Source organism: Chitinophaga sp. ARDCPP14 (assembly GCF_051362515.1).
Taxonomy (GTDB): Bacteria; Bacteroidota; Bacteroidia; order Chitinophagales; family Chitinophagaceae; genus Chitinophaga.
Window position 1 is genome coordinate 919,740 of sequence record NZ_JBKIXB010000001.1, and the last position, 13,434, is coordinate 933,173.

Annotated in this window: 10 protein-coding genes and 1 pseudogene; 5 read left to right on the forward strand and 6 right to left on the reverse strand. The window is 45.7% G+C overall.

Annotated elements, in window-relative coordinates; translation table 11 throughout:
* Positions 1-95 precede the first annotated feature (95 nt).
* Entirely contained in the window at positions 96-1,673 is a 1,578-nt protein-coding gene (gene odhB, locus ACLHR0_RS03520; protein ID WP_436484783.1) for a 2-oxoglutarate dehydrogenase complex dihydrolipoyllysine-residue succinyltransferase, read from the reverse strand.
* A gap of 96 nt (positions 1,674-1,769) precedes the next feature.
* Positions 1,770-4,529, reverse strand: coding sequence for a 2-oxoglutarate dehydrogenase E1 component (locus ACLHR0_RS03525; protein WP_436484785.1), 2,760 nt, complete (start codon positions 4,527-4,529; stop codon positions 1,770-1,772).
* Between the two features lie 241 nt (positions 4,530-4,770).
* On the opposite strand from ACLHR0_RS03525, the gene rpsT reads away from it, so the two are divergent.
* From rpsT to ACLHR0_RS03550, 5 genes and pseudogenes are all read left to right on the forward strand, one after another.
* Positions 4,771-5,025: a 30S ribosomal protein S20 gene (gene rpsT / locus ACLHR0_RS03530; RefSeq protein WP_079469282.1), complete on the forward strand. Its 255-nt coding sequence runs from the start codon at positions 4,771-4,773 to the stop codon at positions 5,023-5,025.
* Positions 5,026-5,098: 73 nt separating this feature from the next.
* Positions 5,099-6,823 (forward strand): M14 family metallopeptidase, encoded by a 1,725-nt coding sequence (locus ACLHR0_RS03535; protein WP_436484787.1) that lies wholly within the window; start codon positions 5,099-5,101, stop codon positions 6,821-6,823.
* Between the two features lie 339 nt (positions 6,824-7,162).
* A pseudogene (locus tag ACLHR0_RS03540) lies at positions 7,163-7,603 on the forward strand (DUF1016 N-terminal domain-containing protein); the annotation flags it as partial.
* A 24-nt stretch (positions 7,604-7,627) separates the two neighbouring features.
* On the forward strand, positions 7,628-8,179 hold the full coding sequence (locus ACLHR0_RS03545; RefSeq protein ID WP_436485024.1) for a PDDEXK nuclease domain-containing protein: 552 nt from the start codon (positions 7,628-7,630) through the stop codon (positions 8,177-8,179).
* 118 nt (positions 8,180-8,297) lie between these two features.
* On the forward strand, positions 8,298-9,524 hold the full coding sequence (locus ACLHR0_RS03550) for a PDDEXK nuclease domain-containing protein (RefSeq protein WP_436484789.1): 1,227 nt from the start codon (positions 8,298-8,300) through the stop codon (positions 9,522-9,524).
* Here the strand turns inward: ACLHR0_RS03550 and ACLHR0_RS03555 are convergent.
* From ACLHR0_RS03555 to ACLHR0_RS03570, 4 genes are all read right to left on the reverse strand, one after another.
* Positions 9,521-10,564, reverse strand: coding sequence for a beta-ketoacyl synthase chain length factor (locus ACLHR0_RS03555; protein ID WP_436484791.1), 1,044 nt, complete (start codon positions 10,562-10,564; stop codon positions 9,521-9,523). The two genes, ACLHR0_RS03550 and ACLHR0_RS03555, sit on opposite strands and share 4 nt — an antisense overlap.
* Entirely contained in the window at positions 10,554-11,768 is a 1,215-nt protein-coding gene (locus ACLHR0_RS03560; protein ID WP_436484793.1) for a beta-ketoacyl-[acyl-carrier-protein] synthase family protein, read from the reverse strand. Before ACLHR0_RS03560 ends, ACLHR0_RS03555 begins: the two co-directional genes overlap by 11 nt.
* Before the next feature lie 13 nt (positions 11,769-11,781).
* Entirely contained in the window at positions 11,782-12,039 is a 258-nt protein-coding gene (locus ACLHR0_RS03565; protein ID WP_370909418.1) for a phosphopantetheine-binding protein, read from the reverse strand.
* A 92-nt stretch (positions 12,040-12,131) separates the two neighbouring features.
* On the reverse strand, positions 12,132-13,424 hold the full coding sequence (locus ACLHR0_RS03570; protein ID WP_436484796.1) for an ABC transporter permease: 1,293 nt from the start codon (positions 13,422-13,424) through the stop codon (positions 12,132-12,134).
* Between the last annotated feature and the right edge of the window lie 10 nt (positions 13,425-13,434).

The window sequence follows — 13,434 nt, forward strand, 5'->3', positions numbered from 1 at the left end:
CGCGAAGATAAGGGCTAATATTGACGCGGTGGTGATCGCACAAAAAAATCCGGCCTGATAACAGACCGGATTTTATTTTATTTTCTCAGCTGAAACTAGAGTTTCAGCAATGCTTTCAGCGGATCTTTACCGAACAGCAATTGTTCAGGATTTTCCAGCATTTCTTTTACTCTTACAAGGAAGCTCACTGATTCGCGGCCATCGATAATACGGTGGTCGTAGCTCAGCGCCAGGTACATCATCGGGCGGATCACCACCTGGCCGTTGATGGCCATGGGGCGGTCCTGGATTTTGTGCATACCCAGGATAGCGGATTGCGGGATATTGATGATAGGTGTGCTCATCAGGGAACCGAAAACACCACCGTTGGTGATGGTGAAAGTACCACCGGTCATTTCAGGCATGGTCAGTTTGTTGTCGCGGGCTTTGGTAGCCAGTTCCACTACTGCTTTTTCAATACCTGCCATATCCAGGCTTTCTGCATTGCGGATCACCGGTACTACCAGTCCTTTCGGAGCCGATACCGCGATAGAGATATCGCAGTAGTCGTGGTACACCAGTTCTTCTCCGTCGATATAAGCATTTACAGAAGGGAATTCCTGTAAAGCGAAGCAGCATGCTTTGGTAAAGAAGCTCATAAAGCCGAGGTTTACCTCATGCTGCTTTTTGAATACTTCTTTATACTTAGCACGCAGCGCCATAATTTCTGTCATATCTACCTCGTTGAAGGTAGTTAGCATGGCCGTTGTATTTTTCGCTTCCACCAGGCGGCGGGAAACGGTTTTACGCAGGTTGCTCATTTTTTCGCGGCGTTCGGCACGGGTAAACATTTCCTGACCTATTGCCACGCCTGGATTTTGCAGGGCGGCATATACGTCGTCTTTCATGATTTTGCCATGAGCGCCGGAGCCTTTGATGCTGGAAGGATCTACATGTTTATCGGCAATCACTGCGGCAGCTACCGGGGATGCTTTCACATCATTCGGGATGCTGGTAACAGGCGCCTGTTGCGGTTGTGGAGCAGCTTTGGCGGGTTGTGCGGCGGGAGCGGCTGCCGGTGCGGCTTTGCCTGCCGGTCTGCCAACACTGGTATCAATTTTACAGGCAACGTCGCCTATTTTTAACGTATCGCCTTCTTTGGCTACGGTAATCAGTGCGCCGGCTTCTTCTGCATTCAGTTCGAAGGTGGCTTTTTCTGATTCCAGTTCACATACCACTTCATCACGCTCTACATAATCACCATTATTCTTCAGCCACTTTACCAGTGTTACTTCACTGATAGATTCTCCTACTGTAGGCACTTTCATTTCAATCGTCCCTTTATTTGCTGCAGGTGCTGCCGGTGCGGCTTCTGCCGGAGCAGGTGCAGGAGCTGCTGCTGCTGGTGCAGCGGGTTCAGCTGCCGGTGCGGCGTCGGTTGCTGGTGCAGCGGCGTCTGTATCGATGCTACAGGCTACATCACCAATCTTCAAAGTAGCTCCTTCCTGAGCTGCGGCGGCAATTTTGAGAACGCCCGCCTTTTCTGCATTCAGTTCGAAGGTGGCTTTCTCAGATTCCATTTCACACAATACCTCGTCCTGCTGAACATAATCTCCGTCTTTTTTCAACCACTTTGCAATTGTTACCTCGCTAATAGATTCTCCTACCGTAGGGACTTTGATTTCGATAACCATATTTAATCAGTTGATGGTGATACCAGGTTTTGCATTTAGCGGTTAGCCCTTAGCTGAACGTAAAACCCCGTTATTCTGTTTATACTTTGAATTTCTTTAGATGTTAAAAGCCGTGTCAATGATCTGTTGCTGCTCACGGGCATGAACTTTCGCATAACCGGTTGCTGTGGAAGCGCTCGGATTGCGGCTGATAACACCATAATTGATCTGTTTCAGGTTCATTTGCAGGAATGCTGCAGCGCCCATGTTCAGTGGTTCTTCCTGTACCCAGAAGAAGGTAGCTCCTTTATACTTCTGCGCAATAGCTTCCAGTTGTTTAACCGGCAGTGGATACAGTTGTTCCAGGCGAACAATCGCTACATCTTTGCGATCGTCTTTCGCCTGTTTGTCACTCAGATCAAAATACATTTTACCAGAGCACAGTAATACCTTTTTCACCACAGCGGCGTCGTCGATAAACGGATCATCCAGAACTTCCTTAAAGCCACCCTGTGTAAATTCCTGTATGGCAGAGTAAGCGCCCACATGACGCAGATTCGCTTTTGGAGAGAAGTTGATGAGTGGTTTGCGGAACTGCCAGGTTAACTGGCGGCGTAACGCATGGAAGAAGTTGGCAGCAGTAGTAATATTGGTGATCACCATATTTTCTTCTGCGCATTGTTGTAAGAAGCGTTCCGGGCGGGCATTGGAGTGATCCGGTCCGCCGCCTTCATAACCATGAGGCAGCAGCATTACCAGGCCATTCTGCGTAGTCCATTTCTGTTCTGCACTGCTGATGTACTGATCAATCACTGTTTGGGCACCGTTTACAAAGTCGCCATACTGTGCTTCCCATAATACCAGGTTATTAGGATTAGCCATGGCATAGCCATATTCAAAGCCTAATACACCATATTCGCTCAATAACGAGTTATAAATTCTGAATTTACCCTGGTTTTCCTGGAAATGACTGAGACGGCTATACGTTTCATTGGTATTTTCATCAAACAACACCGCATGACGGTGGGAGAATGTACCACGTTTTACGTCTTCCCCGCTCATTCTTACGTCTTTTCCTTCGATCAGGAGGCTGGCATATGCCAGCAGTTCACCGGTTGCCCAGTCCACCTTGCCTTCTTCCTGGTAGAGTTTTATTTTGTCCTGCAGCAGTTTGCTCACTTTACGCAGTGGCACAAAGCTTTCAGGCCATTTCATGAGGCCGTCGAACAGCCGTTTAAAATCTTCTTCTTTAATAGCGGTTACCGGGGAAGCCTCGAAATCCTGCGGAGTGGCTTTGCGCAGGGCCTGCCACCACTGCTCCGGTTTCTGGCTTACATAAGGCAGCGGATGTTGTTTTACATCATCCAGGCGGGCCTGTAAATCGTCCCAGAAGCCTTTTTCCATTTCTTTGGCCAGCGCCTGTGCTTCAGACTCTCCGTTATTCAGGAGGAACTGGGTATATACTTCACGCGGATTTGCGTGTTTTTCAATCAGGGCGTAGAGGCTCGGCTGTGTAAACTTAGGCTCATCGCCTTCGTTGTGACCATGTTTGCGGTAGCAAACCATGTCGATGAACACATCTTCGTTAAATTCCTGGCGGTAGCGGGCAGCGAGCTGGGATACTTTCACCACTGCTTCTGCATCGTCGCCGTTTACATGGAATACCGGGGCCTGTACAATAGATGCAACGCTGGTACAGTAGTCTGACGAGCGGGCATCATCAAAATCGGTGGTAAAGCCGATCTGGTTATTGATTACAAAGTGAATGGAACCACCTACGTAGTATCCTTTCAGTTTGCTCATTTGTTCCACTTCATACACAATCCCCTGGCCGGCAACGGCAGCGTCGCCATGAATGAGGATAGGGAGTATTTTGTCGTAATCGCTGTTGTAGATCACGTCTGCTTTACTGCGTGCAAACCCCACAACGATCGGGTCCACCACTTCCAGGTGGGAAGGGTTGGGCATCAGTTGCAGGTTAACGGGTTTGCCGCCGGGAGTGGTTACCTGTGAGCGGAAGCCGAGGTGATATTTCACGTCGCCGCTACCCATGGTCATATCCGGTACGGCGAGGCCTTCAAATTCATTGAAGATCTGTTCGTAGGTTTTACCCAGGATATTGGCCAGTACGTTTAAACGGCCACGGTGGGCCATTCCTATCACGGATTCCTGTACGCCATATTCTGCGGCTACGTTAATGATCGCATCCAGCGCCGGAATGGTGGATTCTCCTCCTTCCAGGCCAAAACGCTTCTGTCCGATATATTTTGTGTGAAGAAACTTTTCAAAAATAACGCCCTGGTTGAGCTTCTGCAGGATGCGTTTGCGCTGTTCCAGCGACAATGGTTGCAGCATGATTGACTCAAACTCCTTCTCCATCCACTTCGCTTTATCGCGGTCGTTGATGTAAGTGTATTGAAGTCCTACGGAACCGGCGTAGATCTGCTGCAGGTAGGCAACGATCTTCTCCAGGGTGGTTTTACCCACGCCAATGGTGGTTCCGGCGTAAAATTCTGTTTTAAGATCAGCGTCCCCTAATCCGAAACTGGCGAGGTCCAGGTTGGCCTTGCGGTCTTTTCTTTCACGGATGGGGTTGGTTTTAGCAATTAAATGGCCTTTTTTGCGATACGCCTGTATCAGGCGGTACACGCCCAGTTCTTTCGCCAGCTGGTCGTCGTTCACAGGCAACGAAGTGCTGCCCCCTGCTACCGGCGCTGTTGTTGCCGCCTTGCCGTTTACGTTGGATACTGCAAAATCAAATCCTTCGAAAAATTTAACCCAATCCGGGTCTACAGAGTTGGGATCTTTGCGGAAATCCTGGTATAACGATTCAATGTAAGCAGGATGTGAGTTAGTGACGAATGAGAAGTCCTTCATTTACAACGAGTTTTGCTGATCTTCAGTTCAAATACTTTTCTGTTGATCCCAATATATTAATATATGGGATTGCAAATATCGCTCGTTTTTCGATACGCTGGTTGGAAAAAATGAGAAAAAATCAACTGATTATCTGTGATAAAAGGTGCTTATATTTGTAGCTCACCGGAAAAACTAGATTTAGTTTGTTTTGTAAAGGGAATATAGTTACCTTTGCCGTCCGAAACTTGAAATTTGAAAAATGGCAAACCATAAAGCAACAAAGAAAGACGTACGTCAAAGCAGAAAGCGTAATGAGCGTAACCGTTACTATGGTAAAACTACCCGTAACGCCATCCGTGACCTGAAAGCAGTTACCGATAAAGCAACAGCGGAGAAAGATTTAACTGAGGTAGCTTCTATGCTTGATAAGCTGGCTAAACGTAACGTTATTCACAAGAACAAAGCTGCAAATCTGAAAAGCAAGCTGGCTAAGAGAGTATTAGCTCTGGCTTAATTGCTTCAGTAACAATATTTATAGCTCTTCCTCGAAAAGGAAGGGCTTTTTGTTTTTCCATTTTATCAAGACGATGAAAAAGATACTCCTGCTGCTGACCGCCCTGTTCCCCCTGCTCTCCACTGCGCAGGATTTCACCACGCGATACGAAAAAACCAATGGCCGCGAAACCGCCACTTATACCGAAGTGATCCGGTTTTACGAACAGCTCGCCAAACGTTTCCCGCAAATCCATATTCAAACCGTTGGCGCCACCGATGCCGGATTCCCCCTGCACCTGGTTACCTACTCCCCCGGCCGGAATTTCGACTTTAAAAGCCTTCACCGGCAAAATAAACGGGTTATCCTCATCAATAACGGTATCCATCCCGGGGAACCAGATGGCATAGACGCCAGTATGATGCTCCTCCGCGACCTTGCACAGGGGAAAATCCATCTCCCGGAAAATATTATACCCGCTGTAATCCCGGTGTATAACATCGGCGGAATGCTGAACCGCTCCCCCTGGTACCGGGTAGACCAGAACGGACCCGATGCCTTCGGGTCCCGCGGCAATGCCCAGAACCTGGACCTTAACCGTGACTTCATCAAAGCCGATTCCAAAAACGCCCTCGCCTTCCAGCAAATCTATCACCTCACTGATCCGGATGTATTTGTGGATAATCATGTGAGCAACGGCGCCGACTATCAGCATATCATGACCCTGCTCACTACCCAGCACAATAAACTCGGCGGACCAATGGGCGAATTCATGAACAAAACATTTGAACCCGGATTATACGCCCTTATGAAAAATAAAGGCTACGACCTCGTTCCTTATGTAAATCACTTTGGTGAAACGCCCGACAGCGGCTGGGTAGAATTTGCCGACGCTCCCCGCTACTCCACCGGCTATACTACCCTCTTCCATACCTTTGGTTTTGTACCGGAAACACATATGCTGAAACCCTATCCATTACGCGTAAAGGCAACTTACGCCCTGATGGAATGCTTTATTAGTTTTACTGCGACCCACAGCGAAGAGATTAAACACCTGCGCGAACAGGCAAAGCAAACTACCCTTACACAAAAAACATTTCCACTCGCCTGGGAGTTTGATATGAACAAATACAGCCTGATCACTTTCCGTGGCTTTGCTTCCGGGCACAAACCCAGTGATATTTCCGGCCTACCCAGGTTGTATTACGACCGCTCGAAACCCTACACCAGGCAGGTGAAATTTTATAACTACGCCAACGAAGAAAACTTTGTGGAAAAACCGCAGGCCTATATTATTCCGCAAGGTTGGTGGGCGGTAATTAACCTGCTTAAAAATAACCAGGTAAAAATGCAGCCACTGCAACATGATACCACCATCCTCGTAGAAGTATACCATATTGCCGACTTCCAGAGCTACACTAAACCGTTTGAAAAGCATTATCTGCACACCAATATTAAAGTAACCAGCAGCAAAGATTCCATCAGGTTCCGTAAAGGAGATTACTATATTCCCATGAACCAGAACGCCAACCGTTTCCTGATAGAAACACTGGAACCCACCGGTGGCGATTCGTTTTTTGCCTGGAACTTCTTTGATGCTGTTCTCGGACAAAAAGAAGGATATTCTCCCTACGTTTTTGAAGATACCGGCGCGGAATATTTAAAACAACATCCGGAGCTGCAGGAATTGTTAGCTAAGAAAAAAGCTACCGATACCGCATTTGCAAACAGTGCCAGTGCACAACTGAATTTTGTATTTAAAAATTCACCTTATGCAGAGCCGGAATATATGCGTTACCCGGTGTATAGAGTAAGATAGAATATTTTTGCAGATAGAAGCGGAGATGTAAGCAGGGCTTATGTCTCCGCTTTTTTTATGCATGCTGTTCATGATAATGAACGGATCATTTCACCCCTGAATAAAATGAACGGGTTTTTATTGGAACATACTTTAAATTCGTGCCCGTTTAAATGTTTGTTATATACTTCAGCGAAAATGAAGTGGGCATAATCCTTCCATTATAAAAATCATATCGACATGAATTTTGCAATTACTTATGTGGATTAAACATAGGAGCCATTGCTTCGTTTGTCAAACACTTTTTCAATCATCTTTCAGATAAAATTACCCGTATTCTTTAAACAAAAAACCATAAACATGTCTTACAAGGAATTCGTACAGGATTTAAAACAAAACATTGTCCGGAGCAGATACATTGCTGCAAGACTCGCAAACCAGGAGCAATTAAAACTCTATTTCAAAATTGGACAAATGCTTTCCGAGAAAATAAATGCGGAGAACTGGGGAGCAAAAGTAATCGGGCAACTCTCTGCAGATCTACAGCAGGCGCTACCCGGTTTAAAAGGTTTTTCCACAAGGAACCTTAACAACATGAGGCAGTTTTACGAGACTTATAAGACTTTTCTAATTATGCAGTCAGTGACTGCACAATTAGAAAAATCCTTCTATAGTATTAGCTTTACACATCATATCCTTATAATAAACAGATGCAGTAATCCTGAAGTGCAACGTTTTTATATTGATCAGGCCGCGGAACAATTCTGGTCAGTAAGAGAATTAGAACATCAAATCAACGCCAACCTTTTCAAACACCAGGGTAATATGCCCCACAACTTCAATAAAACACTGCCGGAAAATATCAAATCCAAGGCGCTGGAAGTATTTAAAGACGAATACCTCATCGACTTTATTAATATTAATGAAGATGATGATGAAGGCATCCTTGAAAACGAAATAGTGAACAACATCAGGAAGTTTATTATGAGTATGGGAAAAGGATATTCCTTTATTGGCAATCAATATAAACTGGAAGTAAACAACAATGAATTCTTTGTAGATCTGCTCTTCTATAACCGGCACCTGCAATGCCTTGTGGCGATTGAACTTAAACGTAAAAAGTTTAAACCTGAGTATGCAGGCCAGTTGAACTTTTATCTGAATGTACTGGATGACAAAGTAAAGCTGCCACATGAAAATCCCAGCATCGGTATTGTACTCTGCAAACAGAAAGACAATATGGTGGTAGATTATGCTATCAAATCTATCGATAAAGCGATGAGTGTAGGTACCTATACACATTATCAGGCCAATAGTATACCTGAAAACATGAAAGAATTTTTACCTGATGCTGAAGCACTGGGCAAAATGCTATAAAAATGATAATGAACAACTCATTTTAATAATTCCCAAAGTCACTGTATCAGTTCCCGTTTACACGTTTGTTATCATTCTCCATTTACAACAAAATGGCTAACATAAAACCATTATCAAAATGAAATTTAACCATCTGCTTAACAGCATTGAAACCACACATGTACATTTCCAGGAAGTTGCTGCCAAAGCTATTAATCGCTCCCTTACTATCCGTAACTGGATGATTGGATGCTATATTGTAGAGTATGAACAAAAAGGTGTGGACAGGGCCAGATATGGCGCGCAATTATTGGAACAGATTTCAAAAGAACTTCCTGTGCTAAAATTATCTGCAACTAATCTGAGGCTATGCAGACAGTTCTATCAGTATTATCCTCAGATAGGTCAGGTTGTTTCAGACGAATTAAAAAATAATCCCATTCAAATTCGTCAGTCAGTGACTGACAAATTTGAAAAAATCAACATGCGAATTCATCAGTCAGTGACTGATGAATTACAAATAACTGAAAATCAACAATATACAATTCGTCAGACAGTGTCTGACGAATTGGGAACTTCAAACAATCCAATTAGCCCTTCGGCAATAACCCCGATAGAAATTGGCAGCGTTTCAGGAAAGAAAATTGTAAATAACCTGTCGTTTACACACATTGCCAGTTTGCTCACCATTGAAGATGATTTCAAACGGACTTTTTATGAAGTAGAATGCATCAAAGGCAACTGGAGCGTACGCGAATTAAAAAGACAAATCAACAGCCTCTATTTCGAACGCATGGGCCTTGCAAAAGATCCGCACAAACTTTCCCGGCTGATACAGCAATCAACAGAAAGTCCGGTGACACCCGCAGATCTCATCAAAAATGTATACTCCTTTGAATTTCTCGATCTCCCGCAAAAAGCAATAGAAAAGGAAAGTACGGTAGAACAAAAACTACTGGATCATTTACAGGAATTTTTACTGGAGATGGGACACGGCTTCTGCCTAGAAGGCCGGCAGAAAAGGATACTGATAGGACAGGAATATTATTTTGTAGACGTTGTATTTTATCACCGTATCCTCAAATGTCATGTGCTGATTGAATTAAAAGTTGGTGATTTCACTTATGCGGACGCCGGACAGCTCACAACATACCTGAATTATTTCAAAGCAAAAATGACTGCGCCTGGTGATAATCCTCCAATAGGTATTCTGCTGGTCACCAATAAAGATGAGGCACTCGCTGAATATGCCATTCCTTCCGGAATGGATCAGCAGATGTTTATTTCTACCTACGCCGTACAACTGCCGACGAAAGAGCAGCTACAACAATTCCTGGCGGGCGAATTAAGAAGATGTGAAAGTTAAACCCTTTCCAGTTTCAGCATGATATGCTGTTCCCCGTAAAAATGATTGTAAAAAAGAAGAGAATGCACAGGCGCAGACAACTGCTCCGTACCGCGAAACCAGGCCACGGGTATTTGCTGCGCTTGGATAATCTGCGCGGCCAACCATAATCCGAACGCCCCGGCGGTGTCATATTCACCGCAAAGATGCTTGAACGGCAACTGTGGTATGCCAGGAAAACACTGATCCAGTTCCTGGTAAAAATGTTCGTAGTTACTGTCGCCATTACGGCCAGTAATGATCAGGTCAGGAGGAGTGGTAAAGGCTTTCAGTGCGGCAGACAATTTCTCCCCGGTTGGTTTGTACAGCATCCTGAAGTCGGCAATAGACGCGTAACTCTGCGGTGTAGGCGTGCCCGTTAGTGTGAAGAAAGTAGCGCCTTCTCCGGCAATGCTGCCGGGGGAGAGATGACGGTACAATTCCCGGTTGTCGGTGGGCTGGTCTTTCCAGAAACCGATCCGGCTTTTGATATAAAAATGTTCTTTTGTAATTTCTTCGAATGCGCCGGTAAGCGTATGCGTGGCGCCTTCCTGCAACAGCATCATACTGTCCAGCAGAGCATTTTCAAACGAAAAACCGCGGTGTACAAAAGTGTTGTTGTAAGCAGTGCACTTTTGCTGCAATGCAATTAATCCATTCACAGAATTGTAAGTAGATTGAATAAAAGGAGTGGGATTCAGGGCTGTTTCCTTGTATTCGGCAATCTCTTTGATAAACTTTTCCGTGTCTTGTAAACTGCCTTTGCCGGTACCGGTAACAATAGGGCCTGGTGTGGTGATACCACTTTCCTGGATGCATTTAAGTGCAGCGGTCAGTCCCATTTTAAGCACCCTTGTCATACGACGCAGGCTGTTGCCGGGAATGAATGGCTTATAATCGGGTTCAATACAGGCAAGCAGATTACTATCTGTATGTGCCAGCTGTGCCGAAAAAATATCCCCTTCAAAAGTTGGCTGCGGGGAGATGGCCGCCATTGCTTGTATGTAACACTTACCCTTCATATTTGCTGATCACCAGGGAAGCATTGTTGCCCCCAAAGCCGAATGAGTTTGAAATAACATGATTTACCGGGTATCCTTCCATCAGGGTGGTAACCGGACTAATATTCAATTCCTCCATTCTTTCAGAGAAATTGAGATTGGGAAATATTATCCCATGTTGAATGGCCAGTATGGAATAGATGGCTTCTATTGCGCCTGCTGCAGCCAGTGTATGTCCTGTAAAAGGCTTGGTAGAACTGAACAGGGGCACTTTATCGCCGAATAAACGTTCCAGTGCCTTTCCTTCGGAAACATCGTTATTCAGTGTGGCAGTGCCGTGTACATTGATATAAGATACTTCTTCCAGTGAGCACCCGCTCATAGCGAGGGCCATTTTCATGGCCTCATAGGCGCCGTCGCCATCCGGTGAAGGAGACGTGGGGTGGAATGCCTCGTTAGTATTACAGTATCCGCTTAGCTCTGCCAGGATGCGACTGTTGTTGGCCCTGGCAAAAGATTCACTTTCAAGTACAAGGTAAGCCGCGCCTTCGCCCAGGTTCAAGCCGGTGCGTTGCTGGTCAAAGGGACGGCAAAACTGCTTATCCACATTTTTCAGGGAATTGAAGCCATTCAGTGTAAAACGGGTAAGCGCTTCAGTGCCGCCGCATACCATCCGTGGTAACATCCCCAGCTTAATCATGCGTGCACCAAACATCAGCGCGTTGGCAGAAGAGGAACAGGCTGTGCTGATGGTAGCAATATGTTCACTGAACCCTACGGTGTCGGCTATACGCTGCGTGCAATCCGCACAATCCAGCGTATCTATATATTGTAAAAAGGAACCTGTTTTTTCAGGATTGATAATGTCAAAATATAACTTCTCGGTATCGCACATACCTCCCACGGTACTGGCGTTAATAAAGCCTGTAGGGGCCGATTGAACATCCGTAATGCCGGCATCCTGCAAAGCTTCCCACATAGCTGCCAGTCCGAGTAAAGTGGTACGTGTATACCCTTCCTTTACCGGTACACCGGCCAATGCAAACAAGGCATCGCTGGCATGTTTTACTTCTGCAACAGGCAGCACATTTTTGTAGATGGTATCAATGTAGTTGCTGTAACCCAGTCCACTTTGCTGTAACCGCAGATGGTGCAAATTTCCGGCTACATTATCACCAATGGCGGTGATCATTCCTATCCCTGTTATAAACACTCTTTCCGCCATGTAGCCAGTTTACTTATGCTGGTTGTTTTGATTGGATAAACTCCGCCATAGACTGAACAGACTGCAGGATCTTGCGGCCTTCGCGCGGGTCTTCTACTTTGATATGATACTGTCTTTCCAGCAATACCATCAGTTCAAGCGAATCGATGCTATCCAGACCCAGGCCATCTCCAAATAACGGTGCATTGTCATCAATGTCTTCCGGTTTGGTATCCTGAAGGTTGAGCGCCTCAATGATTTGTTCTTTCAGTTTCTTTTTTAATTCTTCCATAATGTTGTAGGTTTATCACCTGTTGTTCACAACAGGCGAATGCCCTTGTGGGGAGTAAAAATACAGTTTTACTATTGTTTTGAAAACATTTATCAGTTCATTCTTCTTTTTTCCACCCATCCGGCTATGGCCAGCATAGCGAGTCCGGTGAGTATTAATCTCAATACATTTTTCCACACAAACCTGACATCTCCGTTGCGAAGGTAAATATCGTTAATAGCATCGAGTCCCCAGCTTAAAGGCGACAAATGCCCCAGCAGCTGCATCCTGGCAGGCATCACCTCCAGCGGAATCCATATGCCGCCAATGGCCGACAGTATCACGATAGAGATTGCCCCGAAGTTCAGCGCCTGGTTAGGTGTTTTAAATACCGTGCCAATCAGGATGCCATAAGCGGTTGCGGCCAGCCCTATTCCACCGGCTACCAGCAGGGTAGCCCCCGGATGCTGTCCCATTACCAGTTGTGGTAAATCCAGCAGTGGCAGCACATAAATGCCGACCAGCATCATCAGGTAAAACTGCAATACACAAACCCCTACAAAAAACAGCATCTTACCAGCCAGTATAGCCAGGTAAGACCCCGGTATCAGCTTCATCCGCAGCAGGCTGCCATCCTCCCTTTCACGGATCATATTGCCTGCAATGGGTATCACAATAAAGAACATCGCAAAAATGCTCCAGGCAGGTACGTTATGCTGAACAGAATTAGAAATTACATCCAGTTGTTTTGCCGTACCCGTGCTTTGCTCCTTCAACCCTACCGCCTGCAAACGGATGGCCAGCGTATCAGCAGGAGCAACCGTGCTGTCTTTACTCTTCAGCTGTTGTTTAATACGGCTTAGCAGCAAATCTGTTTCCACCTGTGTGAGGAAATTATCTACTGATTGATGAATAGCGCCTTTAAATGCTTTCTTCGCGGCGGGGTCGAAATAGATTGTTACGTTTAATGAATCAACGGTTTTCTTAACCGGCAGGGATACCGACATGCCCATTCGATGGGTGATATCATTTACAATGCGGTTGGCATTGCTCACAATAGCGGCTGTAGCGCCTGCGGGTATGATAATGCTGATCTTGTATTTCCCTTCGTTCACCAGTTGTTTGGCACGTTCGGCTGTTACAGGCTGGCCATCAAGAGAATCGATTATATTGAATTGCCCGCCGGAAGCCAGTCCTTCTTTTACAGACCGGCCCAAACGGCCGTGGTCATTATCTACTGTTAAGATATCGAACCTGATATCCTGGTAATCTTTGAAGGGCGCGTCCTGGATCAGCGCCATTACTGTAATCAATACCACAGGCATTACAAACAGAAGGATGATCCCTGTTTTATCACGTAACAGCAATTGCCACTCTTTCCTGATGGTTGCCAGTAGTCTTAACATCGCTTTTGGC